The following is a 26,550-nucleotide window of genomic DNA, read 5'->3' on the forward strand; positions in this document are numbered from 1 at the left end:
GAAAACTCTAAATGGTCAGTTCAGCTTCGCGGCGAAGGCGAGCGCCCTCGCGGAAGATTTCGGCCAGCACCAGCACCACCAGCACCGAGAACCAGGCGGTCAGGTTGATCGCGCCGTCGATGCGGTTGGAGCCGGGCGCCAGCCAAGCGGCCAGGCCCCAGAAGGCGTAGCGGCCCAGCTCCAGCCCGCCCAGCACCAGGCCCACGACCCGCAGACGGCGCACATTGTCGGGATGGAAGGGATCGCCAGCGGTGAGGGTGACGAAGATGCGGCGCAGGCGGCCGACGATGATCAGCACCCCGCCCAGATAGAGGGCGGCGGCGGCCAGGACGCCGGCCAGCAGCGGCCCCTTGGCGGTCACTTCACGGCCGTCGTCGCCGCTGATGTGGATGCCCTTGAGCAGTTCGGGATTGAAGCTGAGCAGCAGCGCCCCGAGGGCGCAGAGCGCGAGCAGGGCCACACCGGCCCAGAGCGCGAAATAGACGACGTCGAGGATGATCTTCAGAAAGCTCGATACCGAGCCCGGTCCCAAGGCGCGCATGCCTCAAATCCCCCTGCGTCGTTCGTCCGGGGTCCGCCCCGGAACCCGCCGCGCCCGGCCTCTAAGGCCAGGGCGCACGGCGAGAATGCCTTGCGTCGGGCGGGCTTGAAAGTCCGCCGACGTGGACCGCCTTAGATCGAGCGGACCAGGAACATGGCCGCCGACAGGGGCAGGCCCGACAGCAGGACGGCGGTGAGGGCCGTCATGGACAGACGGTCGAGAGTGTTCATGAAACGGGAGGCGGTCATTTCGGTCATCCTTTGTGCGGCGCAACATGAAACGGGACGGTCCCGTTTCGTGAGGCCGTGATGGCCTCGTTTTCTGAAGCGCTACCTAGGATTTCACCGACTAACGATCAAGGAACATATCGAAAAACGATATTAAACCTTCGCAATGTTATGAACAGGTTGTAATGCAGCGCAGCATTCACTCCTTGGGCGCGGACGCCGTCATCGACGGCCGGCTGCTGACCTGCTCGAACCAGGCCGTCAGGTGCGGCCGGCCTTCGCGCCAGTCGAGCACCTTGCGGAAGTCGAGATAGCCGAGCTGAGCCGCCACTGCGATCTCACCGATCTCGAAACGCCCGTCGAATTCGTCGTCCTCCAGGCTGTCGAGCGCCGCGAGGATGGCCGCGCGCTGGCGGGCGATCTGATCGGCGTGCTGCTCGGCGACCGGCCGCTTCTCCTGACCCACCACGCGCAGGGCCGCATCGCCGATGCCGTCGGCCAAGGCCTGGGCGGTCAGGGCGCGCCAGCGCTCCGGTCCGTTTGCGGGAAACAGCCGACCGCCGGCCAGGACGTCGAGATGCTCGCAGATCACTCGGCTGTCGAAGATGATCTCCCCGTCCCCGGTGACCAGGGTAGGCACTTTCGACAGGGGGTTTTGGCCGCGCAGGGTCTCGTCGGTCCACGGATCAACCGCCGCCAGCTGGATGCGGTCCTCCAATCCGAGTTCGATCATGGCCACACGCACCTTGCGGGCGAAGGGCGAGGTGGGCGAGTAGAGCAGCTGCATCGAAGCAATCCTGGAGACCGGCCATGACCCTGACCCTCGCCCCCGGACTTAAGATCGTGGCGGCCACGCACAACCCAGGAAAAGCCAAGGAGCTGGCAGCCCTTCTGGAAGGGCGGTTCGAGATCGTCACCGCCGGGTCGCTGAACCTGCCCGAGCCGGACGAGACGGAAAGCACCTTCGTGGGCAACGCCCTGCTCAAGGCGCGGCACGCCGCCGAGCTGTCGGGCCTGATCGCCATCGCCGACGATTCCGGCCTGTCGGTCACCGCCCTGGACGGGGCGCCGGGCATCTTCTCCGCCCGCTGGGCCGGCCCGACCAAGGACTTCACCCTGGCCATGAAAAAGGTCGAGGAGCGGATCGAGGAGACGGGATCGAAGGACCGCAGCGCCTGGTTCACCAGCGCCCTGGCCGTCTGTTGGCCGGACGGCGGCCCGGCCGTGGTGGTCGAGGGCCGCGTCGACGGGACGCTGGTCTTCCCGCCGCGCGGCGACAAGGGTTTCGGCTATGATCCGATCTTCGTCCCCGAAGGCCGCGACCTGACCTTCGGCGAGATGGAGCAAGCGGCCAAGGAGGCGATCAGCCACCGCACCCGCGCCTTTGAAAAGCTGAAAGCCGCCCTGTTTTGAGCCTGCCGCTCGCCGTCTATGTCCACTGGCCCTATTGCGCGAAGGTCTGCCCCTATTGCGACTTCAACGTCGTGCGCGACCGGGGGCGGACGGACGAGCAGGCGGCCCTGGCGGCGGCGATCATCGACGACCTCAAAGGCTGGCGTGCGGCGACGGGCCCGCGCCGCCTGACCTCGATCTTCCTGGGCGGCGGCACCCCGTCCCTGATGGACCCGGCGGCCGCGGCGCGGGTGATCGAGACCGCGAAGAGCCTGTGGGAGGCCGAGCCGGACCTGGAGATCAGCCTGGAGGCCAACCCCACCGACGCGGAGGCGGACCGGTTCGAGGCCTTCGCCCAGGGCGGCGTGACCAGGCTGTCGCTTGGCGTGCAGGCGTTGAATGACGCGGCCCTGGCGTTTCTGGGCCGCAATCATGACGCCGACACCGCTCGCCGGGCGGCGCGCAAGGCGGCGGCGACCTTCCCCCGCCTGTCCATGGACATGATCTACGCCCGCCCCGACCAGACGCCGGAGAGATGGGTGGAAGAGCTGAAGGAGGCCCTCGACTTTGGGCCGGAGCACGTCTCGCCCTACCAGCTGACCATCGAGGCCGGCACCGCCTTCGACCGCGCGGTGGGACGCGGGAGGTTCACTCCGCCCGACGAGAACCTGGCCGCCGCCCTGTTCGAAACGACCCAGAGCGTGCTCGAGGCCGCCGGCTTCGACGCCTATGAGGTCTCCAACCACGCCCGGGGCGAGGCGGCGCGGTCACGGCACAACCTTGCCTACTGGCGCGGCTACGACTACGCCGGGGTCGGACCCGGCGCCCATGGCCGGCTGACTCGGAACGGCGGCCGCCTCGCCACCGCCGCCGAACGGCGCATCGGCGACTACATCGAACGGGTCGGACGCGAGGGAACGGGTTTCGAGCCGGAGCCCCTGACCGCCCTGGAGGCGGCGGAGGAACGGCTGCTCATGGGCCTGCGCATCGACGCCGGGGTGAGCTTCGAGGAGGTCGCGCCCCTTGGTCTGACGCCCGACCACACGATTATCCGCGACCTGACCGCCGAAGGGCTGCTGGTCGAGGACCGGGCGCGCCTGCGCGCCACCCGCCAGGGCCGCCTGGTGCTGGACTCCCTCACCGCCGCCCTGATCGTCTGACTTTGGCCGTCCCGGCGTAACCTGTTATGCGGAGGCCGATGGCTCAGCACCCGCCCCCGCCCGCCCTGTCGACCGCCCCGCTCGCGCCAGGCCTCTATGTGGTCGCGACGCCGATCGGCAACCTGCGCGACATCACCCTGCGGGCCCTGGACGTGCTGAACGCCGCCGATCTGGTGCTGGCCGAGGACACCCGGGTCACCGGCAAGCTGCTGTCGGCCTACAACCTGTCCAAGCGCATGGAGCGCTATGACGAGCACGCCGCCGAACGCGCGCGGCCCAAGGTCATGGCGGCGCTCGAAGGCGGCGGCCGGGTGGCCCTGGTGTCGGACGCCGGCACCCCCCTGGTCTCCGACCCCGGCTATCGGCTGGTCAAGGAGGTGGTCGAGGCCGGCCATCAGGTCTATCCGATCCCTGGCGCATCGGCGGCCCTGGCGGCCCTGACCCTGGGCGGCCTGCCCACCGACCGCTTCCTGTTCGCCGGCTTCGCTCCGCCCAAGAGCGCGGCGCGGCGCACCTTCCTCAGCGAGTTCGCCCCGGTGCGGGCGACCCTGATCTTCTACGAGAGCGGTCCACGCCTGGCCGACAGTCTGGCCGACATGGCCGCCGTGTTCGGCGGCGACCGCCCAGCCGCCGTGGCCCGCGAGATCACCAAGCTGCACGAGACCTGCATCCGCGGGACCCTGGCCGAACTGGCCGCCGATCCGAAGCTGGACAGTCCCAAGGGAGAGATCGTCGTCCTGGTCGGCCCCGGCGAGGAGAAGGCCGCCACGGCGGAGGACGCCGACACCGCCCTGGCCGAGGCCCTGACCCGCATGGGCCCGGCCGACGCCGCTTCGGAAGTGGCCAAGGCCCTGGGCCTGCCCCGCCGCGAACTCTATCGCCGCGCCCTCGACCTGAAGGGCGCCTGAGATGAGCCAGGTCCGCTCCGCACGCGGCGCGGCCGCGAGGCTTTGCGGCCGTCGGGGCGAGGCCCGGGCGGCGGCGTGGCTGATGCTCAAGGGCTATCGCATCCTCGGATTCCGCCTGGCCACCCCCATGGCGAAGATCGACCTGCTGGCCTTGCGCGGCAAGCTCCTGTCGGTGGTGGAGGTCCAACAGCGCCGCACCCTCGAAGAAGCGCTGGAGGCGGTGCGGACGGATCAGCGGGAACGCCTGCGGCGCGCGGGCGCTCATATAGCCGCGATGCGGCCCGCATTGAGTAATGTCGCGGTCCGCCTGGATCTGATCGCTCTCGCGCCCGGCCGCGCACCGCGTCATATTCCCGACGCTTGGGCCGGCGCGTAGAGACTGGCCGGAGGGGGATCGTTTTGGACCGCCAGGAAGCGGAAGAGCTGCTGAACGCCGCCGGGCGCGCCGGGGACGCGGATTTTCCGTTGTTCGAGGCGGCGCTCGCCTGCGCCGTGCATGACGATCCGTCCCGCGACCCGCAGATCGCCCGCAACCTGGCTGAAGAGGCGGTGATCCGCGTCCGGGAGCGCCTGGAGCTCGAAAGCCCGGAGGAGGCCATCGCGGAGGCCCTCTCTGGTGACCTGCGTCTGTCCGGCGACCTGATCACCTACGACAACCCCGACAACGCCGACATCATTTCGGTGGCCGACCGCCGCAAGGGCCTGCCCGTGGCGCTGGGCATCTTCTACCTGCACGCCGCCCGCAAGACGGGACTGAACGTCCAGGGCGTCGACTTCCCCGGCCACTTCCTGCTGCGCATCGAGACCGAGGAAGGGCCGCTGGCCCTGGATCCGTTCAGCGAGGGCCGCGTGGTCCTGCCGTCGGAGCTGACCCGCCGCGCCCTGCGCACCGGGCTGACGCCGGACGTGGCCGCCAAGCTGGACGTGCTGATGGCCCCGGCCCCCGACCGCAACGTTTTGATCCGCCTGCAGAACAACATCTTCGCCCGCGCCCAGGCGGCGGGCGACTGGGCGCGGGCCGAGCGCTCCGCCTTGCGCCGCGCCCTGCTCGACCCCACCGACCACAGGCCCTGGCTGGACGTGGCCGCCGCCCGCGAGGGCCAAGGGGCCCTGGCCGGCGCGCTGCAGGCCCTGGCCCAGGCGCAGTTCCTCGACGGCGGCGCCGCCCTCGCCGCCCGCGCCCAGCGCGAACGCGTCCGGATGCGGCTGAACTAGGCTTTTGCGGCGGCAACGCCTATCTGATCGGCCAAGGTCGATTGAGGAGCCGTCATGTCCCTGCGCGTCGCCGTCCAGATGGACCCCATCCATGGGGTCAACATCGAGTCCGACACCACTTTCCTGATGATGTTGACGGCGCAGGAGCGCGGCCACTCGCTCTGGTTCTACACCCCCGACCGGCTCAGCCTGGAGGACGGCCGGGTGTTCGCCCGCGCCCAGAAGCTCGAGGTGAAGACAGCCCAGGGCGAGCACGCCAAGCTGGGGCCCGTGGAGGTCCTCGATCTCGCCGAGGACGTGGACGTGATCCTGATGCGCCAGGATCCGCCCTTCGACATGCACTACATCACCGCCACCCACATGCTGGAGCGCGTGCATCCCAAGACCCTCGTGGTCAACAATCCGGTCGAGGTGCGCAACGCCCCCGAGAAGCTGTTCGTCACCACCTTCCCCGGCGTTCAGCCGCCGACCCTGATCACCAGCGACCGCGAGTCGATCTACGACTTCCGCGCCCGTCACGGCGACGTGGTGCTGAAGCCGCTGCACGGCCTGGGCGGCCTGGGCGTGGTCCGCCTGCGCCCCGATGATCCCAACCTCGACGCCCTGCTGGAGCTGCATGGCATGGCCAGCCGCGACCAGGTGGTGATCCAGAAGTTCGTCCCGGCGGTGAGCAAGGGCGACAAGCGCATCCTGCTGATCGACGGCGAGCCCGTGGGCGGCATCAACCGCGTCCCGGCCGAGGGCCAGGTGCGCTCCAACCTCGCCCGGGGCGGCACGGCTCACCCGTTCGAGCTGACCGCCCGCGACAAGGAACTGTGCGCCATCATCGGGCCGGAGTTGAAGGCGCGCGGCCTGCTGTTCGTCGGCATCGACGTGATCGGCGACTACATGACCGAGATCAACGTCACCTCCCCCACCGGCGCCCAGCAACTGAAGCGCTTCACCGGGATCGACGCCACCGCCGCCCTGTTCGAACGGATCGAAGCCCTGGCGATTTGACCAACAGCGTCGCCCCGACTATGCTTCATATGTGAAGGGTGACACTTCGCCCACTGCTGTTGTGGGTGAAATTGTCCTGGTTCGACTTCTCCAGTTCATGCCGCTCTCGGTGAAAAGCCACGCGTTCAGGAACGGCTTCCGTCGTTCTTGGCGACTTCATCTCCCTCCAGGCGTCGCCGGGCCTCGCCGTCATCAAGGTCGGCGGCCTGACGATGCACGCCGGACCTGACGGCGCGTTCGTGGATTTCGGCGCGCCGGCCTTCTCGTTCGAGGACGCCATGCGTTTGGCCGCAGAGGTCGCGCCCGGGGGTCCGAGGTCGTCTTCCATTGGGGCGGCGAGTCCTATGCCTTCATGAAGGACGGCGATGCGCCTGCCGTGAGCCTCGTGGGGATGGCCCATATGCCGCTCATGGTGGCGCCGGAGGAAGCGGCGCCAGTTTAAGTGTGAAGGCTAGATGACTGATCGCCTTCATTTTCTTTCTTGGTTCCCCATCTGTTCGCGATCCGACCCGAACGTCCGTTATCACCTGTGGATAACTTCCGCCCGCGTGGCGAAGGCGCGCCGTTTTCAGGTGGAACGCGCCGCCAAGGCCGGTCCCGGCGCGGCGACGCTGAACGCCCGCGCCGAGGGACGTTTTCTTGAGGAGGCCGCGGCCATGGACCAGACTGGCCATACGCTTCTGACCCGCGCCGCCGAAGCTGCCGGCCTGACCGCGCGGGGTTGGACCCGAACTCTGCGCCTGGCGCGGGCCACCGCCGACCTGGATGGGTCGGACCAGGTCCGGCGCGTCCATGTGGCCGAGGCCGTGGTCTATCGCCGCGTGGGGACCCTGGAGCCCACCGCCTGACCCCCTACTTGGCTGGAGTCTTGGCCTCGCCCATGAAGGTCTTGTTGACGATCAGCCAGCGACCGTCGACCTGCAGCAGGGACATGTAGTCGGTGTAGCGGACGGTCGGATAGTCGAGGACGATCTTCGCCACGCCCGCCCCGCCGACCACATCGATGCTTTCGATCCAGCGCTTGCGTTGGGCCTCGTCCGCCGAGGCGCGGCCCGAGCCGGCGCGCACCGCATAGGCGGCGGCCGTCTCGCGGAACACCTGGCCGTTGCGGATGCCGAACAGCTCCGCCTCCGGATGGAAGGCGCGCGCGAAAGCCTCACGGCTGCCGGTGCGATGGCCTTCCAGATAGCTCTCCAGCGGCGCCAGGATGGCGGGATCGACCTTGTCGGGCGCAGCGGCGAAGGCCGCGCCCGTCATCGACACCAGACCCGCCCCCGCGGCCAGAAGCACCTTCATGGTCAATCTCCACGTCCGTTTCGGCGCGGTGCTTACAGCCCAAAGCTCACGCTTCCAAAACAACGTTCTGTAATGTTCGCCGCCGGGCGCCTGCGACATTCTGAAACAAGCGTGGCCCATACGGCCCGTTAAGAGGCCGGCCCTTATGGTGCGCGGATGAACCGGACCCCGCCCAAGAGCGTCACGCCCGAACAACTGGCCACCCTGAGCCATGAATTCCGCACGCCCCTCAACGGCGTGCTGGGCGTCGCGCGGCTGCTGGAGGGCACGCGTCTGACAGCGGAGCAGCGGTCCTATGTGGCCGCCCTGCGCGACAGCGGCGATCACTTGCTGTCCCTGGTCAACGATCTGCTCGACTTCGCGCGCCTGGGTGAGGGCCGGGTGGAGCTGCATCCGGCCCCGGTGCATGTGGAGACCCTGCTGCGCCAGGTCTGCGAGCTGATGAGCCCGCGCGCCGACGAAAAGGGCATCGAGATCGGCTGGGCCGCCGCCCCTGGCGTCGGCGAGGTGATGGCCGACGAGGGCCGCCTGCGCCAGGTCCTGCTGAACTTCGTGGGCAACGGCGTGAAGTTCACCTTCAATGGCGGCGTCCTGCTGTCGGCCGAGCCGGCCGGCGAGGGCCGTCTGCGTTTCACCGTCTCCGACACGGGACCTGGCGTTCCCGCCTCCGCCCGCGAGAAGATCTTCCAGCCCTTCGTCCAGGCCGAGACCGCCGGCCATCCGGGCGGCACTGGCCTGGGTCTGGCCATCGTCCGCCGCCTGGCCGACGCCATGGACGGGGCCGCGGGCGTCGAGGGTGAAGAAGGCAACGGCGCCGACTTCTGGTTCGAGGCGCCCCTGCCCCCCGTGGAGACGACCTCCGTCGAGACGGCGCTGAAGGGCATGACCGTGGCCGTCGCCTCGCCCAACGCCATCGTCCGCGAAGCCGCCGCCCAGCAGATCGCCGCCAGCGGGGGCCGCGCGGTCGTCGGCTATGACGTGGACTCCGTGCTGCGCGCCGCCCCGACCGAGGCGGTGATCCTGATCGACGTCGCCCTGTCCGAGGGCAAGAAGGCCTTCCGGCCGCCGGCCGACCGCGCCTGCGTCGTGTTGCTGCGCGCTGAGGAGCGGGGCCGCATCGACCGCCTGCGGGCCGACGGCTTCCTGGGCTATCTGATCAAGCCGCTGCGCCGGGCGTCCCTGGCCGACCGGGTTCTGGCCGCTCGCGACACCTTCCAGGGGGCGGCCGCGCCGGAGACCGTGGTCCGCGCCGCCGACGACGAGCGGATCGCCGCCGCCGCCGCGCCGGGTCTGCGCGTCCTGCTGGCGGAGGACAATCCCATCAACGCCCTGCTGGCCCGCGCCCTGCTGGAGCGCGAGGGTTGCCGGGTGGACCGCGTGGCCAGCGGCCAGGAGGCCCTCGCCGCCCTTGCGGCCGGCGCCTATGACCTGATCCTGATGGATCGCCGCATGCCCGATCTGGGCGGCGTCGAGGCCACCAGGATCCTGCGCGCGCGCGGCGTGACGACCCCCGTGGTCGCCCTGACTGCAGACGCCTTCGAGGACGACCGCCGCGAATGCCTGTCGGCGGGCATGGACGATTTCCTGGTCAAGCCGATCAGCGCCGACGCCATGCGCGGGGTCCTGGCCCGCTGCGTTTCGGGCGGCTGGACGCAGACCCCGGCTCGCGCCAAGTTCGCCTCCTGAGAAGGGGGCGACGCGCCCTCCGCCAGGGGGACGCGATGAGCGAGACGACCGGGACCAAGCCCAAGCGCAGCCTGCTTCAGGCGCTGGCCATCTTCCGTGAGCGGCGGAGCCTGGCGATGCTGGGCCTCGGCTTCGCGGCGGGCCTGCCCTATATGCTGATCTTCGACACCTTGTCGGTGTGGCTGCGCGATTCCGGCCTGTCCCTGGCGGTGATCGGCTTTTTCAGCCTGGCGACCCTGTCCTTCTCGTTCAAATTCCTGTGGGCGCCCCTGATCGACCGGGCGACGATCCCCGGCCTGACCAAGCTGCTCGGGCATCGCCGGTCGTGGATGCTCGTCTGCCAGCTTCTGATCATGCTCGGCCTGTGGCTGGTCTCGGGCCTGGATCCGGCCCGCAATCTCGGCCTGATGGCGATCGTCGCCGTGGCGGTTGGCTTCTTCACCGCCACCCACGACATCGTCATCGACGCCTGGCGGATCGAGGTGGCGGGCGAGGAAGGCCAGGGACCCCTGGCCGCGGCGGTGCAGTGGGGCTTCCGCGGGGCCATGGTGGCCGCCGGGGCGGTGCCGCTTCTGCTGGCCGAGAGCTTCGGCTGGAACATCTCCTACGCCATCATGGCCGCCGTCATGGTGGTGGGCCTGGCGGCCACGCTGCTGGCCCCGCGCGAAGCCTCTCACGACATCCGGCCCATCCCCACCGGCGACGTGAAGCAGTCCGGCCTCTCCCAGGCCGCCGAATGGGTGCTCCGCCTGGCGATCCTGCTGACCGGCGCCCTGCTGCTGGGCTCCGGCCTGGCGGGGGACGCCAGCCTGCTGTCGCAGATCGTGGGCGGCGAAGCCCTGGCGGACGCCTGGAGCGACAAGCAGTCCGGCGTCTGGCTCCAGTTGGGCGGCGTCCTCGCCGGCCTCGTCATCGTCGTCGCGGCGGCCTGGCCGATCCCCAGGGTCCGCACCAAGCCGGGGGTCTATCTGTCCACCGCCCTGGGCGCGCCGTTGGGCGAGTTCATGCGCCGCTATCAGGGCGTGGCGGGCCTGATCCTGGCGACCATCTGCCTCTATCGGGTGGCGGATTTCGTCCTCAACATCATGAACCCGTTCTACCGCGACCTGGGCTTCACCCTCACCGAGATCGCCGAGGTGCGGAAGGTGTTCGGCATCATCGCCTCCATGCTCGGGGTCGCCCTGGGCGGCCTGCTGGTGGCGCGGCTGAGCATCATGCGCGTGCTGATCATCGGCGCCTTCGCCGGGCCGATCAGCAATCTGATCTTCATCTGGCTGGCGGCCCAGGGGCATTCGATCCCGGCCCTGTTCATCGCCATCTGCCTGGACAACCTGGCCGGCGGCGTCGCTGGCACGGCCCTGATCGTCTACATGTCCAGCCTGACGACCAGCGGCTTCACCGCCACCCAGTACGCCATGTTCACCTCGCTCTACGCCCTGCCCGGCAAGCTGATCGCCTCGCAGTCAGGGCGGCTGGTGGAATGGGCGGCGAAATCGGCGGAGGCCGGCGGCCTGCTCGGCGCCATGAAGGGCATGTTCAGCGGCCTGACCCCGGAAAGCTACGTGTCCGCCGGGGCCAAGCTGGGGGTCAGCCCCGCCGCCATGGGCGTGGGCTACACGACCTTCTTCATCTACTCGGCGCTGATCGGCATCGTGGCGATCGTGCTGTGCCTGATGGTGGCGGTCCGCCAGCCCAAACCGACCGAAGCCTAGTTCGCCCCGCCCTAGTTAGCGAGGCACACCACCTGGGCCACGCGCAGGTCGCGGCGCAGGCTGTCGGCCACACGGCCATAGTTGTCGACGGTGATCGGCTCGCCCATGGCCAGACCGCCGCGGCGGCCACGCGCCAGCTTCAGGCTCTCCACCACCGTCTCCGGCGCCGTGGTGTAGATGCGGCCGCGACGGGGAGCCTCGGCCACCGTCACGCCGATGACCCGGCCGGCGTTGTCGAGCGCGGGCGCGCCGGACAGACCCGCCAACGTGCCCTTGAGGGTGTCGGTGCGGCCGACCTCGGCCCAGACCAAGACGGGTTCGGTCCGCGCGCCGCGTCCGCGCACCACCAGACGCTCCCGGCCCAGCAGACGTGAAGCCGCCTCGCCCGGCTGCCCTTGCGGGAAGCCGGGGTGGAAGGCGCGGTCGCCCCGGCGCAGGGGTCGATCCAGACCCAGCGGCAGGGCGCCGGAACCGCCCTCGGTCTGCAGGACGGCCACATCGGCCTTGGGATCAATACGGATGCGGGCGGCGACGCCGCGTCCGTCGGCGACCACAATGGCGGCTTGGCGGCAGCCGTCGACCACATGGCGGGCCGTCAGCCAGGTCCCGCCGTCATCCACGGAGAAGGCGGTGCCCGACCCCTGTTGCGGTGCGAAGGGCGCATCGACCACGATCTCGGGATCGAAGGGTGAAGCCGGCCCCAGAGGCAGCCCCTCTTCACCCTCCACCGGCGGCGGCGGCGGCGGAGCGTCGGCGCGCTCCTGCCGGCCGACAGCGGCGATCAGCAGGGCGCAGACCACCGCGGCATAGACCAGCCAGTCGGGAAGACGGGGAAAGTGCATGGGCCGCGCAGGCCGCTCAGCCGGCCACGGCGGCGGCGAGGATCAGGGCGGTGGCGATCTTGGCGCCGACCAGCAGGGCGGCGGCGGCCACCTCCCCCTCCTGGATGCGCTGGGGCAGGCCTTTCAGCACCATGTCGGTGATGCGGAAGACGAACAGCTGGACGATGGTCGTCGCCGCCCCCCAGATGCCGATGTCGATCAGGGTGCTGGAGGCCCGCAGGGAAACGGCCAGCGGAATGGCCAGACCGACCATCACCCCGCCCAGGGACAGGGCGGCGGCGGCGTTGCCCTCGCGGATCAGCTTGACCTCGCGGTGGGGCGTCAGCAGGGCGTAGAGCACCGTGCCCAGCAGCAGGATGGCGATCGTCGTCCCCGCGTGCAGCAGGGTGGTCGGAAAGCCCGTGGCGAAGGCCTGGATCTCAGGCGACTGAAGTTCTGGCGGCATGAAAGCGACAATCCCCGAACGACGCTGACCGCACCGTTAACATGGCGGCGCTTCGAAGCGATGACGCAAATTATTCAGCCGCGACGACGGTCTCTTCAACCGCCTTGCGGCGGGCGCTGGCGCGGATCTTCTCGCTCTCGGACTTCAGCTGGCCGCAGGCGGCCAGAATGTCCCGCCCACGCGGCGTGCGGATCGGCGAGGCGTAGCCCGCGCGGTTGATGACCGCGGCGAACTTTTCGATCGTGCCCCAGTCGGAGCACTCATAGGGGCTGCCCGGCCACGGGTTGAACGGGATCAGGTTGATCTTGGCCGGCATGCCCTTGAGCAGCTGGACCAGGGCCTTGGCCTCGGCCGGGCTGTCATTGACGCCCTTGAGCATCACGTACTCGAAGGTCACCCGGCGGGCGTTGGAGATGCCCGGATAGGCGCGGATGCCGTCCATCAGCGCCTTGATCGGGTACTTCTTGTTCAGCGGCACCAGCTTGTCGCGCAGCTCGTCATTGGTGGCGTGCAGGCTGATGGCCAGCATGGCGCCGGTCTTGTCGCCCAGGGCGGTGAGCTGCGGCACCACGCCCGAGGTCGAGACCGTGATCCGGCGGCGCGAGATGGCGATGCCCTCGTCGTCGCTGATGATGTCGATGGCGGCGGAGACGGCGTCCAGATTGTAGAGCGGCTCGCCCATGCCCATGAAGACGATGTTGGACAGGCGGCGCTCCTCGCGGTCGCTCGGCCACTCCTCCAGGTCGTCCTTGGCCACCTGAACCTGGGCGACGATCTCGGCCGCGGTGAGGTTGCGCACCAGGGGCTGGGTGCCCGTGTGGCAGAAGGTGCAGTTCAGCGTGCAGCCGACCTGGCTGGAGACGCACAGGGCGCCGGCCCGGCCCACGTCGGGGATGTAGACGGTCTCCACCTCGACCCCCGGGGCCATGCGGATCAGCCACTTGCGGGTGCCGTCCTTGGACACCTGGCGCTCGACCACCTCGGGGCGCGAGATCACGAAGCGCTCGGCCAAGGCGGCGCGCAGGTCTTTGGCCACGTCGCTCATCTGGGCGAAGTCGGTGACCCCGCGATGGTGCATCCAGCGCCACAGCTGGGTGGTGCGCATGCGGGCCTTGGCCGGCTCGACAACGCCGCTGTCGACCAGGGCGGCCGTCAGCTCCGCCCGGGTCAGACCGGACAGGTTCTGCGGAAGCGAGGGCGCATCGGCGCGCGCCGGTCGGGCGAGGTCGAGGGTGATGGTCACGGGAAAATCCAGATTGAGGGCCGGCTTATAGCAGATGGGCGTTAATCCCGCAAAAACAGGCCCCTGCGACCCTAAATCCTCCCCCCTTGGGGGAGGTGGCCCAAGGGCCGGAGGGGGCTTGCTGAGCAGAAAACCCCCTCCACCGCTTCGCGGTCCCCCTCCCCCGAATGGGGCGGATTTTCAGAACGCCGCCGCGCTGATCGTCCCGTCGGGGGTCAGGGTCGCCCGCTTCAGGCCCTGCGAGTGGAACGGCGTGGCCACCGAGCCGTCCGCGCCCACGGCGATCAGGCCGCCGTCGCCGCCGAGAGCGGCCAGTTCGGCGATCACCGCCTTGGCCGCCTCTTCCACGGACTGGCCCGCGAACTTCACCCGGAAGCCGATCTGGGCGGCGGCGGCCAGGCGGATGAAATACTCGCCCTGCCCCGTGCAGGAGACCGCCACGTTTCCGTCAGCCCAGGCCCCGGCGGCGGGGATCGGGCTGTCGCCCACCCGGCCGGGCATCTTGTTGAACACCCCGGCGGTGGAGGTGGCGGCGGCCAGGCGGCCCTCCCCGTCACGCACCACGCAGCCCACCGTGCCGTGGGCCAGGGCGCCGGGGGCGTGGTTGGCCTCGAACTGGCCGGCATGGGTGAACCAGGCCTTGGGGTCGTCGATGGCCTCCAGCCCCTGTTCGGCGGCGAAGCGTCCCGCGCCGGAGCCGGCCAGCATCACGTGCGGCGTCCGCTCCATGACCGCCCGGGCGGCGGTGATCGGGCTCTTGAAGCCCTGCAGGGCGGCCACCGAGCCGGCCTTGCCGCTCAGCCCGTCCATGATGCAGGCGTCGAGCTCATATTCCCCGGCCAGGTTCGGCGAGGCGCCCCGCCCGGCCACATAGAGGCCCGAGGCCTCCAGGGCGACCACCGTCGCGGTGGCGACGTCCAGGGCCGTGGCCCCGGCGCGCAGGGCGTCGCGCGCCTCTTCGACCAGTCCCCGCATGTGGGCGATCTCGCGATCGTAGCTCCGCCCCGGCTTGGCGCCCGCGCCGCCGTGCAGCGCCAGAATCAAACATTTGTTCGACATTGGCCTTCCTTCCCTTGGGTCCGGTGCGATAGCGTCCCTTTCGAACAAAAAGAAGTCGGAGACGCGATCATGAAGGCGGTGCTGAGCCAAACCGTAGGCGGTCCAGAGACCCTGAAGCTGGAGGAGCTGCCCGATCCCGCCGCCGGCGCCGGCCAGGTGGTCCTCGATGTGAAGGCTTGCGGCGTCAACTATCCGGACGTCCTGATCATCCAGGACATGTACCAGTTCAAGCCGCAGCGCCCCTTCGCCCCCGGCGGCGAAGTGTCGGGCGTGGTCAGCGCGGTGGGCGACGGCGTGTCGCACCTGAAGGTGGGCGACCGGGTGCTGGCCAGCACCGGCTGGGGCGGCATGGCCGAGAAGCTGCAGGTGGACGCGGCGCGGGTCGTGCCGATCCCCGACACCATGCCTTTCGACGAGGCGGCCGCCTTCCTGATGACCTACGGCACCTCCTATTACGGGCTGAAGGACCGGGGCGCGATCAAGCCGGGGGAAACCCTGCTGGTCCTCGGCGCCGCCGGCGGCGTCGGCTTGGCGGCGGTGGAGCTGGGCAAGGCCATGGGCGCCAAGGTGATCGCCGCCGCCTCCAGCCAGGAGAAGGTGGACCTGGCCATCTCGCGCGGCGCGGACAGCGGCGTGGTCTATCCCGCCGGCCCCTTCGACAAGGACGGCCAGAAGGCCCTGGCCCAACTGTTCAAGGACGCCTGCGGCCCCAACGGCTGGGACGTGGCCTATGACGCGGTGGGCGGCGACTACGCCGAGGCGGTGATCCGCGCCAGCGGCTGGGGCGGACGCTTCCTGGTCATCGGCTTCCCGGCCGGCATTCCCAAGGTGCCGCTGAACCTGACCCTGCTGAAGTCCTGCGACATCGTCGGGGTGTTCTGGGGCGCGGCGGTGGCCCGCGATCCCAAGGGCCACGCCCAGAACGTCAAGGCGCTGATGGCCCTCTACGCCGAGGGCAAGATCAAGCCGCACGTGTCGGAGACCTTCCCCCTCGCCAGGGCGGGCGAGGCCATCGCCCACCTCGCCAGCCGCAAGGCCATGGGCAAGGTGGTCGTCGTCACCGAATAGAAAACCCCAGGGGCGAGGCCGCGTCAGATGGCCCGCCCCGCATCATTCGCCGAGGGAGGAAACCATGGCGGGACGTCTGGACGGCAAGGTCGCCGTCATCACCGGCGGGTGCTCCGGCATCGGCCTGGGCACGGTGGAGCTGTTCGTGGCCGAGGGGGCGAAGGTCATCGCCGCCGACGTGCAGGACGAAAAGGGCGCCATGCTGGAGAAGCGGTTCCCCGAAGCAGTCCGCTACATCCATTGCGACGTGACCAAGGAGAAGGAGGTCGCCGCGGCGATCGCGCTCTCCAAGACCGCGTTCGGCGGTCTGGACATCCTGTTCAACAACGCCGGCCATGGCGGCTGCCCGACCGGCGTGCAGGAGATGGATATCCCGGCCTGGGACGCCACCTATGCGGTTCTGCTGCGCGGGCCGGCCATCGGCATGCACTACGCCGTGCCCCTGATGCTGGAGCGGGGCGGCGGCTCGATCATCAACACCGCCTCCATCGCCGGGCTGCAGGCCGGCTTCGGTCCCATCTGCTACTCGACCATGAAGTCGGCGGTGATCCATCTCAGCCGTACGGCGGCGGCGGAGCTGTCGCCGCAGAAGATCCGGGTCAACGCCATCTGCCCGGGCCTGATCGCCACCTCGATCTTCGGGGCGTCGGTGGGCCTGCCGCGCGACGTGGCCGACCAGATGGCGGCGCGGGTGGTGGAGATCGGGCCGAGGATCCAGCCCATCCCCAAGGCCGGCCTGCCGGACGACATCGCCAAGGCGGTCCTTTTCCTGGCCAGCGACGACAGCATCTTCGTCACGGGCACGCATCTCGTGGTCGACGGCGGCATCACCATCGGCGGACGTCAGAGCTGGGACAAGAACGCGCCCTCGCCCCTGCTGGCGGCCATGGGCATGACGGCGGAGCAGGCGGAAGAGATGCGCAAGGCCGCGAAAGCGCGGGAAGCAGCGGGCTGACCGCTGAAAAGTCATCCGGGCGGAGCCATGAGCCCCGCCCGGACGGTCAGTCTTAGAAGCGCTTCGTCACCTGGACGCCGTAGGTCCGGGGTTCGTTGACGAAGGCCGTCAGGTTGTTGAAGTCGATGGCGCCGATGACGTTTTCCTCATCGGTGATGTTGCGGGCGTAGACCGCGGCCTCGATGCCGCGAGCCGCATCACGCCAGCCGGCGCGGACGCCGCCTTCGAAGGCCGTGTCCTGCATGAACTCAACCGACTCGTAGAGGAACAGGTTGAAGTCCTTTTGCATGACCCAGTCGGTGGAGGCGAACAGCTCCGAACCGTTGCCCAGGGTGTGGACGTAGTTCAGCGTGATGTTGGCCGTGTACTTCGGGGCCTGCGGGAACGGGTTGCCGTTGATGTTGGCGCGACGGGTCGTGCCGACGTTCACGATCGGATCGGTGACGGTGCAGTTGGCGCCGCAGAAGGCGACCAGCAGGTCCTTGTCCTTGATCTCGGTGTGGTTCCAGGCGAAGCCGCCGGCCACGCTGAAGCCCGCCCCGAGATAGACGTCGCCGTCCAGTTCGATGCCGTAGCCCTCGCCCTTGTCGGCGTTGATCAGCTGGTTGAAGTTGCCTTCGCCGCCGATGGCGGTGAACTGCGGGTCGGAGACCTCGTAGTAGTAGGCCGTGGCGTTGAAGCGCGCGCGGCTGCCCCACAGACGGGCCTTCAGGCCGGTTTCATAGGACATCACCGTCTCGGAATCCGCCGTGGTGACGACGTTCGCCGTGGCGATGCGGCCCTGGATCGACGGGCCGCGGTAACCCTTGGCCACGCGGGCGAAGAGGTTCAGGTCCGGGTTCACTTCGTACAGGGCGCTCAGGTCCCAGCTGACCTGCTCGTCGCCGACCGATTTGACGATCGCCAGGGGGGCGCCGAGGGTGCGGCGGCCGTCGAAGTCGCGGTGGTCGTCGGTGTAGCGCAGGCCGCCCGTGAGCTTGAAGGCGTCGGTGACCTGATAGTTCGCCTGACCGAACAGCGACCAGGAGTCCGACTTCTGAACGATGTCGGTGATGATGGTCGGCTGCAGACCGCCTGTGCCGTTGAAGGTGGCGGAGATCAGGTTGAAGCGCTCGTTCCAGTAGAAGGCGCCGACCTGCCAGCCGAAGCGGCCGTCGCCGTTGGAGGCGAGGCGCATCTCGTAGGTGTATTGCTGAAGGTTGCTGTCGAGCGTGCCGGTCTCGGAGTTGAACGGCGTCTTATAGGGCGCGGTGGCCGGGGCCGAAGCCACGCCGCCGTCGATGTCGCCGTTGCCGGCCGACGAGCCCTGATAGGCGCCGAGCACGGTCGTCAGGGTCGCGCCGCCGAAGTCATAGGCGACCTGCAGGGACTGCGAGGTCGTTTTCTGCTTCTGATAGTTGTTGCGGCCGCCGTCGTAATAGACGCGGTCACGGTCGAAGTTGGCGTTCAGCTCGTTGGAGCCCTTGGTCAGCACGTTGGCGCGGTTCATCGTGCCCGTGCCTTCGTAGTCGCGGCCTTGCAGGGTCAGCAGGGCCGACATGCGGTCGGTGGGCGTCCAGGCGACGTGCGCACGCACGGCCTTGTCGTCGAAGTTGCCCAGATCATCGCCGTCCGGATCGGCGAAGCCGGGGTTGTAGGCGTTGTCGACCCAGTCATCGCGCGAGTTCCACAGACCGGCGATGCGGACCTGCAGGGTGTCGTGCAGCGGGATGGTCACGCCGGCTTCGCCGCGCATGGAGCCCAGGTTGCCGTAGGTCAGCGAGCCGAAGCCGCCGAACTCGTTGGTCGGCTTCACGGTGTCGATCTTGACCACGCCGGCCGGGGTGTTGCGGCCGAACAGGGTGCCTTGCGGACCGCGCAGCACTTCCAGCTGCTGGACGTCGAACAGCGGGAAGCCCTTCAGATAGACGTTCTCCAGCACCACGTCGTCGAGCACGACCGAGACCGGCTGCGAGGCGTTGAAGTCGAAGTCCACATTGCCGAGGCCGCGGATGTAGAAGCGCGGCGCATAGCGGCCGTTCGAGCTTTCCACCTGCAGGCTGGGCACGCGGGCCGACAGCGACAGGATGTCGGCGCCGCCGGCGGCGATGGCGGCGACCGTCTCCTTGTTCACGGCGGTGACGGCGAACGGGACGTCGCGGATGTTTTCGCTGCGGCGCTGGGCCGTGACAATGATGTCCTCGACGGTGGCGACGTCGGTCGACTGGGCAAGGGCGGGCGTCGACAGGAGGAGGGCCAGGCCGCTGACCGTAAGGGCCAGAGCGCTGAGACGGCGATTCATTTGGAATTATCCCCGAGACACAAAAAAACGCGCGTCACCTAGGCCTCGAACGCCGAAGCGTCCACCAGATAACCGGACAATGAGGTGAATTTTTCAAGACAAGGACACAGTGCGGTATAAATGCGCCACCTTTGGGGGCTTTCGGAGGGTCGCGCCGTTGGCAGCCGCCCTCGAAGACCCCATGGAGATCCCGTGTCCAGCCGCTTGCTCCGCATCGACCGCCGCCGCCTGTTGGGCGGGTTGGGCGTGACCGTCGCCACGCCGTTCCTGGGCGCCATGGTTCCGGCGATCGCCGGGCGCGTGCTGGCCATGTCGGACCTGCACTCGGCCTATGAGCGGACGGGGCAGTTGCTCGCCGCCCTGGAGACGGAGGTCGCCTCCAGCCCGTTTCCGCATGTGATCGCCGTCGACGGCGACATCTTCGAGCACGGCAATGTCGTCGCCCTGCGTTCCGGCGGCGCCATCGACTGGGCGTTCCTGGGCGAGCTGCCGAAGATCGCGCCCACCGTGGTCAATCTGGGCAACCACGACAACGACATCACCCTGGATCTGGCTGAGGTGGTCGCCCGCCTGCGCGGCCTGGGGATCACCGTGGTCAGCAACATCATCGACGCGCGGACAAACGCGCCTTACGCGCCGGCCAGCGCCGACATCCCGTTCGGCCGCCGCACCCTGCGGGTGGTCGGGATCGCAACCAATTCACTGAACACCTATCCGGCGGCCAGCCGCCCGGCCCTGAACATCCCCGATCCCGGCGCCTGGGCCCGGGCCCATCTGGCCGGGGCCTTGGCCGGCGCCGACCTGGCCATGGTCATGAGCCACGCCGGCGTCGCAGCGGATCGGGAGATTCTGCCCCTGCTGCCCAAGGGGGCGGTGATGATCGGCGGGCACAACCATCTGCTTTTCAACCATCCGCTTCCAAACAATGTGTATGCGCACACCGGATCCTGGAGCAACGCCTACACGGCCGTGACCCTTCGTCTTGGCGGGGGTGGCGACGCCGCCTCTCGATCCGTCGCTCTTGAAGCCGCACGGTCGCCCCGCATCGCCGCCCTGATCACCCAGACCCTGGCCGCGACCCTGACGGAGCAGGAGCAGGCCATCCTCGGGCGTTCGCCCAAGGCCCTGACCCTGGGCGGCACTGGGCGCGCCGTGGCGGAGGCCATGGCCCGCGCGGTCGGCGCCGACGCCGGCTTCATCGGCCACACCACCTTGGGTACCGGCCTGCCGGCGGGGCCGGTGTCACGCTACGCCTTCGACGCCGTCGTGCGCTTCGAAGGCAAGCTGATGACGGCGGAGGTTTCGCGGGAGCGGCTGGCCGGGTTCATGGCCCGCGCCAATCAGGACCGGCCCATGCCGTTCGATCAGCGCAGCGGAGATTTCCTCTACGGCGCGAAGGCGTCATCCGCTTCGGCGGACAAGCTGCGCATCGTCACCACCGACTGGTGCGCCACGAACCAGGCCGAGTATTTCGGCGTGTCCGACCTCGCCTTCACCGAGACGCCGGACCTGCGCCTGAAGGCCGTCGCGGCCCGGGCGCTGCTGACCTAAACCTCGGACCACATCCGCAGAAGGTTGTGGTAGGTCCCGGTCAGGGCGATCAGGGACGGATCGTTGCCGCCAACCTGTGCGGCCAGACGCTGGATCGCCACGTCCATGTCGAACAGCAGGGCCCGCTGGGCGTCCTGGCGCACCAGGCTCTGGATCCAGAAGAAGGACGACACCCGCGCCCCGCGCGTCACCGGCTCGACCCGGTGCAGGCTGGAGGCGGGATAGAGGATCAGGTCGCCGGCCGGCAGCTTGACCTCATGGACGCCATAGGTGTCGTCCACCACCAGCTCGCCGCCGTCATAGTCTTCCGGTTCGGTGAGGAAGAGCGTCGCCGACAGGTCGCTGCGGATGCGCATGCCGTCGGCGGCGACGCGGATCGAATTGTCCACGTGATCGCCGAAGGTCTGGCCGGGGCCATAGCTGTTGAACAGCGGCGGAAAGACCTTCAGCGGCAGGCCGGCGGCCACGAACAGCGCGCTCTTCTCCAGGGCGTCGAGGATGGCCGCGCCAGCGTCGCGCGCGGCGTCGGAGCCTTCGGGCAGCTGCCGGTTGGCCTTGGCCATCCGCGACTGGCTGCCGGAGGTGGCGTTGCCGTCGATCCAGTCCGCCGCGTCGATCACCGCGCGCAGGCGGGCGACCTGTTCCTTGGTCAGGACCTGGGGAATGTGAAGCATCATGGCGAGGCGCTCTCCTGGGAGCGGAGCCTTAAACGAAAGCGCGCCCCGTCCAAGGGCCGTTGGACGGGGCGCATCGAAGCGGCGCGGGAGGGAGCTCCGCGCCGCTCCGCAGACTAGTAACGGACGTTCAGGGTCAGGATGGCCTGACGACCCGGTCCGAAGTCGGCGTGGTGAACGCCGTTGGTCCGCGCGATGTACTTCTCGTCGCCCAGGTTCTGGACGTTGAGCTGCAGATCGATCTTCTCGTTGATCGCGTAGGCCGCGAAGGCGTCGAAGCGCCAGTAGGACGGGGCGTAGATCGTGTTGGCGCCGCCACCGGCGCCGCCCTGGTTGCCGCCGAAGCTCTTCGACACGTAGTAGGCGCCGCCGCCCACCGACAGCGCGTCCAGGACCTTGTAGGTCGAGAACATGCTGAAGCTGTGCTTGGGCGTGTTGGCCAGCGGATCGCCGACATTGACGCTGTTGTAGGCGCCGCGGACCAGCTCGCTGTCCATGTAGGTGTAGCCGCCGAACACCTGCCACTTGTCGGTGACATTGCCCGACACGCCGAGTTCGACGCCCTGGACCTCGGCTTCGCCGACCTGGGCGTAGACCCCGTTGGCGATCTGGATTTGGGCGTTTTCACGCTTGGTCTTGAAGGCGGCCGCCGACAGCTGCAGCTGGTCGCGGAACAGGGCCCACTTCACGCCGGCTTCGATGCTTTCGCTCTCTTCCGGCTCCAGAATCTCGGTGGCCAGGTTGCCCGTGCCCACGCCCGAGGTGGTGTTCTGGTCGCCGCCCGCGATGGTCGGCGGGGTCGAGGCCGTGCCGTAGGACACGTAGATGCTGCTGTTTTCGGTCGGCTTGTAGATCAGGCCCACCTGGTAGTTGAAGAAGTCCCAGCCGCCCTTGCGGGGCGTGGTGTAGGTCACGCCGGTGACCACGCCGTTGGCGCTGGTCGAGGCCGCGTTCACGCCGCTGGTGTTGTACTCGTCATAGCGGCCGCCCAGGTTCAGCAGCCACTTCTCGCCGAAGCTGATGGTGTCGAAGGCGTAGACGCCGCCCGAACGGGTGCGCGCCGTCGAGGCCGGGCCCAGATTGACCACGCCCTGCCATGGATCGTTCGGCGTCGGAGCGAACACCCGGGTGCAGTCGCCGATGCCGGCGGTGGTGACGTTGTTGGTGAAGCCCGTCGGGCAGGCCGCGCCGGCGGTCGTGTAGATCAGGTAGGAGGCGTTGTCGTTGACCTCCTTGCTCAGCTCCACCCCGGCGGCGAAGTTGTGCTTCAGGACGCCGGTGTCGAACTCGCCATAGACCTCGGTGATGTTGGCGATCGTGGTCGCCTCGTTCCAGCGGGACTTGGTGCCGCGCTTCATCCACCATTCGCCGGCCACGAACTGGGCCGCGCCGCCGTCGCCCGGGTTGGTGACGATGTAGTCGTTCACCGTCTGCGAGTAGCGGAAGACGTTGCGGATCGAGATCTTGTCGTTGAAGTCGTGCTCCACGAAGAGCGTGCCGATGTCAGCCTTCGTCTTCATGAAGTCGCGGGCCTTCAGGCCGTAGAACGTGCCCATGCCCACCGGCAGCACGCCGCTCTTGGTGCGCGGGAAGCCGGCGACCTTGGTCATCAGCGGCACGCCGTAGTCCGGCATGTCGTCGCTTTCCAGGTGGTAGTAGCTGGCGGTGGCGCGGGTGTCGGTGCCCAGGCCGTAGGCCACCGCGGCCAAAACGCCGAAGCGCTCGAAGTCCACCGCGTCGCCGCGGCCCGGGACATCGCCCTGGGTGCCCATCAGGTTCAGGCGGACGGCCGAGGTGGCGCCGATCTGGTAGTTGGCGTCGATCGCGCCGCGCAGATAGTCGTCGGTGCCGGCGCGCGCCGAACCGGTGACGAAGGTGCCCAGCTTCGGCTTCTTGGTGGACAGGTTGATGCTGCCGCCGCCCGAGCCGCGGCCGTTATAGGCGCCGTCCGGACCCTTCACGACCTCGACCTGCTCCAGGGCGAAGACTTCGCGGATCTGGCCGCCGGTGTCGCGCAGGTTGTCGACGAAGATGTTGTTGCCGCTGTTCTGGCCGCGGATGAACGGACGGTCGGCCAGGGGCTGGCCGCCTTCACCAGCGCCGAAGGTGATGCCCGGCGAGGTGCGCAGCAGGTCCTGCAGCGAGGTGGCGGCGGTCTGGTCGATGATCTGTTGCGGGATCACCGTGACCGAACGGGGCGTATCCACCAGGGAGCCGGTGAACTTGGGCGATTCCGGCTTTTGGCCCACGACGGCCTGGACGTCGACGCCCGACACTTCGGTCGGATTGTCGGCCGCGGCGGCCGCATCGGCGGCGAAGGCGGCGGGAGCCAAGGACAGGCCGGCGGCCCCGGCCACGGCCGCGACGCCGATGGCGCGCTTGGCCCGGGCGCGGATGCCCGAAGAGTTCATATTGCGCATTGATGTATCCCCGATCAGCTCGCATCGCCGGTTTGAGAGAGATGGGCGGTGCGATTGCGAGGCGTTCTTATGTGCAAGCTTTGTGTATTGCAATGATAATCATTCTCAAGAGGGGGCAGGACCTTGACGCAACTCCCCCTTTGCCCCGCCTGCGGAGCGGATTAGGCTCGCCGCCATGTGGAGCCCGCCTCAGAACAAGCTGCCCCTCGTCCTCGCCGCGCTCGGCGTCTGCGCCGTCTGCGGCTTCGCTGTCGGCGTTCAGGGCGCGTTCCAGCGTCAGGGACCGCCCACGGTGGCCGCCGCCGCCCCCGACAGCCGCATCGCCGCTCCGGCCAAGGACGCCGTGCCCTTGGGCGCGCCGCTGATCGAAACCAAGAAGGTCGCCGAGACGCCCAAGGAGGAGCCGAAGGAAGAGGAGGTCGTGGAGACCGCCGAAACCGCCCCGGCCCCCGTGCCGATCCCGTCGGCCCCGGCGCCCACGACGCCCGCTCCGGCCGAGGCCCCTGCCACCGATCCGGCCAAGGCGCCGCCGCCGGTCATTCCCTACTGATCGGGCCCGACAATCGAACCACAAAGCAGAACGGGCGGCCCATCCCTGGGCCGCCCGTTCGCATTTCAGCTTCGGTTGAAGCGGAGCCTTAGGCTTCCGCTTCTTCCTTCGGCTCTTCCTTCTTGGACAGGTCTTCGCCGGTCTCTTGGTCGACGACCTTCATCGACAGCTTGGTCTTGCCGCGGTCGTCGAACCCCAGGAGCTTCACCTTGACCATCTGGCCTTCGGTCAGCACGTCGCTGGGCTTGGAGACCCGCTCGTTGCTGATCTGGCTGACGTGGACGAGGCCGTCCTTGGCGCCGAAGAAGTTCACGAAGGCGCCGAAGTCCACGACCTTCACGACCTTGCCGTCGTAGATCGCGCCGACTTCCGCTTCCTGGGTGATCGACTTGATCCACTTCACGGCGGCTTCGATCTTGGACGCTTCCGAGGCCGAGACCTTCACGGTGCCGTCGTCGCTGATGTCGACCTTGGCGCCGGTCTTCTCGACGATCTCGCGGATCACCTTGCCGCCCGAACCGATCACTTCACGGATCTTGTCGGTGGGGATCGAGATGGTTTCGATCTTCGGGGCGAAGTCGCCGACGCTGTCGCGCGGGGCGTCCATGGCCTTGTTCATCTCGCCCAGGATGTGGTCCCGGCCGGCTTTCGCCTGCTTCAGGGCCTGCTCCATGATGGCGGGGGTGATGCCGGCGATCTTGATGTCCATCTGAAGGCTGGTGATGCCTTCCGAGGTGCCGGCGACCTTGAAGTCCATGTCGCCCAGGTGATCTTCGTCACCCAGGATGTCGGACAGAACGGCGAAGCCGTCCTTCTCCAGGATCAGGCCCATGGCGATGCCCGAGACCGGACGGACCAGCGGCACGCCGGCGTCCATCATGGCCAGCGAAGAACCGCAGACCGTGGCCATCGAGGACGAGCCGTTGGACTCGGTGATCTCCGACACCAGACGGATGGTGTAGGGGAAGTCTTCCTTGGCCGGCAGCATCGGACGGATGGCGCGCCAAGCCAGCTTGCCGTGGCCGATTTCGCGGCGGCCCGGCGAGCCCATGCGGCCCGTCTCACCCACCGAGTAGGGCGGGAAGTTGTAGTGCAGCAGGAAGGATTCCTTGTAGGTGCCTTCCAGGGCGTCGATGAACTGCTCGTCGTCGCCGGTGCCCAGGGTCGCGACCACGATGGCCTGGGTCTCGCCGCGGGTGAACAGGGCCGAACCGTGGGTGCGGGGCAGGATGCCCACTTCGCCCAGGATCGGACGGACCTTGTCGACGGTGCGGCCGTCGATGCGCAGGCCGGTGTCCAGGATGCCGCGGCGAACGACGTCGGCTTCCAGCTCCTTGAACACGCCGGCCAGCTTGTTCACGTCCATGCCGGCCGGGTTGGTGTCCGACAGGCCCATGGCCGCGATCGCCTTCTTCTTGGCGGCGCCGACGGCTTCATAGCGGTCTTGCTTCTTCTGGATCTTGTAGGCGGCGGCGATGTCCGCGCCCACGAGGCCCTTCATCTCGGCCTTGATCGCGTCGGTGTCTTCCGGCGTGAAGTCGAAAGGCTCCTTGGCGGCGTGCTCGGCCAGCTCGATGATGGCGTCGATCACCGGCTGCATCTGGGCGTGAGCGAAGTTGACGCCGCCGAGGACGACTTCTTCGGTCAGTTCCTTGATTTCCGATTCAACCATCATCACCGCATCGGTGGTGCCGGCGACGACCAGGTCCATGTCGCTTTCCTTCAGCTCGTCGAGCGTCGGGTTCAGCACGTATTCGCCGTTGATGTAGCCGACGCGCGCGGCGCCGATCGGGCCCATGAACGGGGCGCCCGAAAGGGTCAGGGCGGCGGAGGCGCCGACCATGGCCAGGATGTCGGGATCGTTTTCCAGGTCGTGCTGCAGGACGGTGACGACCACCTGGACCTCGTTCTTGAAGCCCTTGACGAACAGCGGACGGATCGGACGGTCGATCAGGCGGGAGACCAGGGTCTCCTTTTCCGACGGACGGCCTTCACGCTTGAAGAAACCACCCGGGATCTTGCCGGCGGCGAAGGTCTTTTCCTGATAGTTGACCGTCAGCGGGAAGAAGTCCTGACCGGGCTTCTGCTGCTTGGCGAACACGGCGGTGGCCAGGACGACGGTCTCGCCCATGGTGGCCAGAACGGCGCCGTCAGCCTGACGGGCGATGCGGCCGGTCTCGAGGACCAGCGTCTTGCCGCCCCACTCGATGGTCTTGCGTTTGATATCGAACATTTTTGCTTCTTTCGGTTCCCGAAGACCCATTTCTTCGGGGTGGACAGGGGCGGCAGGCCCGGCGGGCGTGGCGGAATCCTCATCCTATCGACA

24 protein-coding genes are annotated in these 26,550 nt (G+C 68.6%); 13 read left to right on the plus strand and 11 right to left on the minus strand.

Features of this window, described 5'->3' with window-relative positions:
• Positions 1 to 7: 7 nt before the first annotated feature.
• Both P7B02_RS07690 and P7B02_RS07695 read right to left on the minus strand, forming a co-directional pair.
• The gene (locus tag P7B02_RS07690) at positions 8 to 541 is read right to left on the minus strand and encodes a DUF2975 domain-containing protein (protein WP_277785736.1); all 534 of its coding nucleotides are present in this window, start codon (positions 539 to 541) and stop codon (positions 8 to 10) included.
• A gap of 426 nt (positions 542 to 967) precedes the next feature.
• Positions 968 to 1,555, minus strand: coding sequence for a glutathione S-transferase N-terminal domain-containing protein (locus P7B02_RS07695; protein ID WP_277785737.1), 588 nt, complete (start codon positions 1,553 to 1,555; stop codon positions 968 to 970).
• 23 nt (positions 1,556 to 1,578) lie between these two features.
• Between P7B02_RS07695 and rdgB the strand changes: the two genes are divergently transcribed.
• The 7 genes from rdgB (at position 1,579) to P7B02_RS07730 (ending at position 7,290) form a co-directional block, all read left to right on the plus strand.
• A complete protein-coding gene (gene rdgB, locus P7B02_RS07700) occupies positions 1,579 to 2,181 on the plus strand; it encodes an RdgB/HAM1 family non-canonical purine NTP pyrophosphatase (RefSeq protein WP_277785738.1) in 603 nt (200 codons plus the stop codon).
• Positions 2,178 to 3,320 carry a radical SAM family heme chaperone HemW gene (gene hemW / locus P7B02_RS07705; protein WP_277785739.1) on the plus strand — a complete coding sequence of 381 codons (1,143 nt, stop codon included), beginning with the start codon at positions 2,178 to 2,180 and terminating at the stop codon, positions 3,318 to 3,320. The genes rdgB and hemW overlap by 4 nt, the downstream gene beginning before the upstream one ends.
• A gap of 38 nt (positions 3,321 to 3,358) precedes the next feature.
• Complete coding sequence (gene rsmI, locus P7B02_RS07710) at positions 3,359 to 4,228, plus strand: 16S rRNA (cytidine(1402)-2'-O)-methyltransferase (RefSeq protein ID WP_277785740.1); 870 nt, start codon at positions 3,359 to 3,361, stop codon at positions 4,226 to 4,228.
• 1 nt (position 4,229) lies between these two features.
• Positions 4,230 to 4,604 (plus strand): YraN family protein, encoded by a 375-nt coding sequence (locus P7B02_RS07715; RefSeq protein WP_277785741.1) that lies wholly within the window; start codon positions 4,230 to 4,232, stop codon positions 4,602 to 4,604.
• Positions 4,605 to 4,627: 23 nt separating this feature from the next.
• A complete protein-coding gene (locus tag P7B02_RS07720) occupies positions 4,628 to 5,443 on the plus strand; it encodes a SirB1 family protein (RefSeq protein WP_277785742.1) in 816 nt (271 codons plus the stop codon).
• A 54-nt stretch (positions 5,444 to 5,497) separates the two neighbouring features.
• Positions 5,498 to 6,442, plus strand: coding sequence for a glutathione synthase (gene gshB / locus P7B02_RS07725; RefSeq protein ID WP_277785743.1), 945 nt, complete (start codon positions 5,498 to 5,500; stop codon positions 6,440 to 6,442).
• Positions 6,443 to 6,990: 548 nt separating this feature from the next.
• Positions 6,991 to 7,290, plus strand: coding sequence for a hypothetical protein (locus P7B02_RS07730; RefSeq protein WP_277785744.1), 300 nt, complete (start codon positions 6,991 to 6,993; stop codon positions 7,288 to 7,290).
• Positions 7,291 to 7,294: 4 nt separating this feature from the next.
• Here the strand turns inward: P7B02_RS07730 and P7B02_RS07735 are convergent, their stop codons facing one another.
• Positions 7,295 to 7,738 (minus strand): nuclear transport factor 2 family protein, encoded by a 444-nt coding sequence (locus P7B02_RS07735; protein WP_277785745.1) that lies wholly within the window; start codon positions 7,736 to 7,738, stop codon positions 7,295 to 7,297.
• 156 nt (positions 7,739 to 7,894) lie between these two features.
• Here P7B02_RS07735 and P7B02_RS07740 point away from each other — a divergent pair, with 156 nt between their 5' ends.
• Both P7B02_RS07740 and P7B02_RS07745 read left to right on the plus strand, forming a co-directional pair.
• Positions 7,895 to 9,424: a response regulator gene (locus tag P7B02_RS07740; protein ID WP_277785746.1), complete on the plus strand. Its 1,530-nt coding sequence runs from the start codon at positions 7,895 to 7,897 to the stop codon at positions 9,422 to 9,424.
• A gap of 35 nt (positions 9,425 to 9,459) precedes the next feature.
• The gene (locus P7B02_RS07745) at positions 9,460 to 11,136 is read left to right on the plus strand and encodes an AmpG family muropeptide MFS transporter (RefSeq protein ID WP_277785747.1); all 1,677 of its coding nucleotides are present in this window, start codon (positions 9,460 to 9,462) and stop codon (positions 11,134 to 11,136) included.
• An 11-nt stretch (positions 11,137 to 11,147) separates the two neighbouring features.
• Here P7B02_RS07745 and P7B02_RS07750 read toward each other — a convergent pair whose 3' ends face one another.
• From P7B02_RS07750 to P7B02_RS07765, 4 genes are all read right to left on the minus strand, one after another.
• Positions 11,148 to 11,978 carry a S1 family peptidase gene (locus P7B02_RS07750; protein ID WP_277785748.1) on the minus strand — a complete coding sequence of 277 codons (831 nt, stop codon included), beginning with the start codon at positions 11,976 to 11,978 and terminating at the stop codon, positions 11,148 to 11,150.
• 16 nt (positions 11,979 to 11,994) lie between these two features.
• Positions 11,995 to 12,423: a DUF350 domain-containing protein gene (locus tag P7B02_RS07755; protein ID WP_277785749.1), complete on the minus strand. Its 429-nt coding sequence runs from the start codon at positions 12,421 to 12,423 to the stop codon at positions 11,995 to 11,997.
• Between the two features lie 70 nt (positions 12,424 to 12,493).
• Positions 12,494 to 13,666: a 23S rRNA (adenine(2503)-C(2))-methyltransferase RlmN gene (rlmN, locus tag P7B02_RS07760; RefSeq protein ID WP_277785750.1), complete on the minus strand. Its 1,173-nt coding sequence runs from the start codon at positions 13,664 to 13,666 to the stop codon at positions 12,494 to 12,496.
• A gap of 180 nt (positions 13,667 to 13,846) precedes the next feature.
• Positions 13,847 to 14,725: an isoaspartyl peptidase/L-asparaginase family protein gene (locus P7B02_RS07765; protein WP_277785751.1), complete on the minus strand. Its 879-nt coding sequence runs from the start codon at positions 14,723 to 14,725 to the stop codon at positions 13,847 to 13,849.
• A gap of 69 nt (positions 14,726 to 14,794) precedes the next feature.
• Here P7B02_RS07765 and P7B02_RS07770 point away from each other — a divergent pair, with 69 nt between their 5' ends.
• Together P7B02_RS07770 and P7B02_RS07775 are read left to right on the plus strand one after the other, a co-directional pair.
• A complete protein-coding gene (locus P7B02_RS07770; protein WP_277785752.1) occupies positions 14,795 to 15,793 on the plus strand; it encodes an NADPH:quinone oxidoreductase family protein in 999 nt (332 codons plus the stop codon).
• Between the two features lie 64 nt (positions 15,794 to 15,857).
• The gene (locus P7B02_RS07775) at positions 15,858 to 16,748 is read left to right on the plus strand and encodes an SDR family NAD(P)-dependent oxidoreductase (RefSeq protein ID WP_277785753.1); all 891 of its coding nucleotides are present in this window, start codon (positions 15,858 to 15,860) and stop codon (positions 16,746 to 16,748) included.
• Positions 16,749 to 16,800: 52 nt separating this feature from the next.
• Here P7B02_RS07775 and P7B02_RS07780 read toward each other — a convergent pair whose 3' ends face one another.
• A complete protein-coding gene (locus P7B02_RS07780; protein WP_277785754.1) occupies positions 16,801 to 19,029 on the minus strand; it encodes a TonB-dependent receptor in 2,229 nt (742 codons plus the stop codon).
• A gap of 192 nt (positions 19,030 to 19,221) precedes the next feature.
• Between P7B02_RS07780 and P7B02_RS07785 the strand changes: the two genes are divergently transcribed.
• A complete protein-coding gene (locus P7B02_RS07785) occupies positions 19,222 to 20,580 on the plus strand; it encodes a metallophosphoesterase (RefSeq protein ID WP_277785755.1) in 1,359 nt (452 codons plus the stop codon).
• Here P7B02_RS07785 and P7B02_RS07790 read toward each other — a convergent pair.
• Both P7B02_RS07790 and P7B02_RS07795 read right to left on the minus strand, forming a co-directional pair.
• Positions 20,577 to 21,257 (minus strand): Fe2+-dependent dioxygenase, encoded by a 681-nt coding sequence (locus P7B02_RS07790; RefSeq protein WP_277785756.1) that lies wholly within the window; start codon positions 21,255 to 21,257, stop codon positions 20,577 to 20,579. The two genes, P7B02_RS07785 and P7B02_RS07790, sit on opposite strands and share 4 nt — an antisense overlap.
• Positions 21,258 to 21,370: 113 nt before the next feature.
• Complete coding sequence (locus tag P7B02_RS07795) at positions 21,371 to 23,674, minus strand: TonB-dependent receptor (protein WP_277785757.1); 2,304 nt, start codon at positions 23,672 to 23,674, stop codon at positions 21,371 to 21,373.
• Between the two features lie 175 nt (positions 23,675 to 23,849).
• Between P7B02_RS07795 and P7B02_RS07800 the strand changes: the two genes are divergently transcribed.
• Positions 23,850 to 24,224, plus strand: coding sequence for a hypothetical protein (locus P7B02_RS07800; RefSeq protein ID WP_277785758.1), 375 nt, complete (start codon positions 23,850 to 23,852; stop codon positions 24,222 to 24,224).
• A gap of 88 nt (positions 24,225 to 24,312) precedes the next feature.
• Here the strand turns inward: P7B02_RS07800 and pnp are convergent, their stop codons facing one another.
• Entirely contained in the window at positions 24,313 to 26,457 is a 2,145-nt protein-coding gene (gene pnp, locus P7B02_RS07805) for a polyribonucleotide nucleotidyltransferase (protein ID WP_277785759.1), read from the minus strand.
• Positions 26,458 to 26,550 lie beyond the last annotated feature (93 nt).

Origin of the sequence: Caulobacter segnis (genome assembly GCF_029543125.1) — a bacterium.
GTDB lineage: Bacteria > Pseudomonadota > Alphaproteobacteria > Caulobacterales > Caulobacteraceae > Caulobacter > Caulobacter segnis_D.